This window comes from Nonomuraea lactucae (assembly GCF_003313395.1).
Classification (GTDB): domain Bacteria; phylum Actinomycetota; class Actinomycetes; order Streptosporangiales; family Streptosporangiaceae; genus Nonomuraea; species Nonomuraea lactucae.
The window spans coordinates 1-1,865 of the sequence record NZ_QNFZ01000561.1 but is presented as its reverse complement, the minus strand read 5'-3'; the positions used below and the strand labels follow the sequence as shown (position 1 = coordinate 1,865).

Annotated in this window: 1 protein-coding gene; it reads left to right on the top strand. The window is 69.7% G+C overall.

All coding sequences use genetic code 11. The annotated features are described in order from the left end of the window. Positions 1–130: 130 nt before the first annotated feature. Positions 131–1,693 (top strand): signal recognition particle protein, encoded by a 1,563-nt coding sequence (gene ffh / locus DQW85_RS23605; RefSeq protein WP_113702265.1) that lies wholly within the window; start codon positions 131–133, stop codon positions 1,691–1,693. Positions 1,694–1,865 lie beyond the last annotated feature (172 nt).

The following is a 1,865-nucleotide window of genomic DNA, read 5'->3' as shown; positions in this document are numbered from 1 at the left end:
GTGAAGAGCGCGTTGATCAATCTGGTCGAGCACGCGCTGAACGTCCGGATGGCCGTGCCAGGCTGGAACGGCTAGCGGAGCGGCTAGGCTGAGTCCAGACCTACATCCGCTCCGAGGACTGGCCAACCACGTGTTCGAGACACTATCCGACCGCCTGACATCGGTCTTCTCCTCCCTCCGATCCAAGGGTCGGCTGTCCGACGCCGACATCGACGCCACCACCCGCGAGATCCGCATCGCGCTGCTCGAGGCCGATGTCGCGCTGCCGGTGGTCAAGGCATTCGTCGCCCAGGTCAAGGAACGCGCGCGCGGCGCCGAGGTCTCCCAGGCGCTCAACCCGGCGCAGCAGGTCGTCAAGATCGTCAACGACGAGCTGATCGAGATCCTCGGCGGCGAGACCCGCAGGCTCCGCTACGCCAAGACCCCGCCCACGGTGATCATGCTCGCCGGCCTGCAGGGCTCCGGCAAGACCACGCTGGCGGGCAAGCTCGCCAAGTGGCTGCGCGACCAGGGTCACGTGCCCCTGCTGGTCGCCGCCGACCTCCAGCGCCCCAACGCCGTGCAGCAGCTCCAGGTCATGGGCGAGCGCGCGCAGGTCGCCGTCTACGCCCCCGAGCCGGGCAACGGCGTCGGCGACCCCGTCGAGGTCGCCCGCCACTCCATCGACGAGGCCAGGCGACAGCAGCACGACATCGTCATCATCGACACCGCCGGCCGCCTCGGCATCGACCAGGAGATGATGCGGCAGGCCGCCGACATCCGCGACGTGGCCTCTCCCGACGAGGTTCTCTTCGTGGTCGACGCCATGATCGGCCAGGACGCCGTGACCACGGCCCAGGCGTTCATGGACGGTGTCGGCTTCGACGGCGTCGTCCTCACCAAACTCGACGGCGACGCCCGCGGCGGCGCCGCGCTGTCGGTCAGGCACATCACCGGCCGGCCGATCATGTTCGCGTCGACGGGGGAGAAGCTCGAGGACTTCGACGCCTTCCACCCCGACCGGATGGCGTCCCGCATCCTCGACATGGGTGACATCCTCACCCTGATCGAGCAGGCCCAGAAGACGTTCGACGAAGAGCAGGCCGCCAAGATGGCCGGCAAGCTCACCTCGGGCGAGAACTTCACGCTCGACGACTTCCTCGAGCAGATGATGATGGTCCAGAAGATGGGCCCCATCAAAAACCTGCTCGGCATGATGCCCGGCATGGGGCAGATGCGTGACCAGCTCAACTCCATCGACGACCGCGACCTCGACCGCATCGCCGCCATCATCCGCTCGATGACGCCGGCCGAGCGGCAGGACCCGAAGATCATCAACGGCTCGCGGCGCTCCCGCATCGCCTCCGGCTCCGGCGTCACCGTCACCGCCGTCAGCAACCTGGTCACCCGCTTCTTCGAGGCCCAGAAGATGATGAAGCGCATGGCGGGCGGAATGGGCATCCCCGGCATGCCGGGCGGCCGGGGCAAGGCCGCCAAAGCCCAGAAGAAGGCCAAGAAGGGACGCCGGGTGAGCGGCGACCCCCGCAAGGCGGCGCTCGGCAAGGCACCCGCGTCCTCCTCTCCCGATGGCGCCGACGCGCCCGCGCCCAAACCGGGCGGGGTGCTGGGCAACCTCGGCGGCAAGCTGCCACCTGGCCTCGAACTGCCGCCGGGCTTCGACCCGTCCAAGCTCAATCTCCCCGGCCAGAAGTAGCCCCCGCCGGGGCCGCGGTGAGCGACTCCGTCCGAGAGCCCGTAGCCCGTACGCGTTCGTGGAGGGAGAGCGCGGCCTGAGCCCCGCGCGCCCAGTGCCCACCGGGCCCCGCGCGCCCGGTCGGCAGGCTGGCCCCGCGCGTCCGATGGCTACACCGGCCCGGCGGCACGTT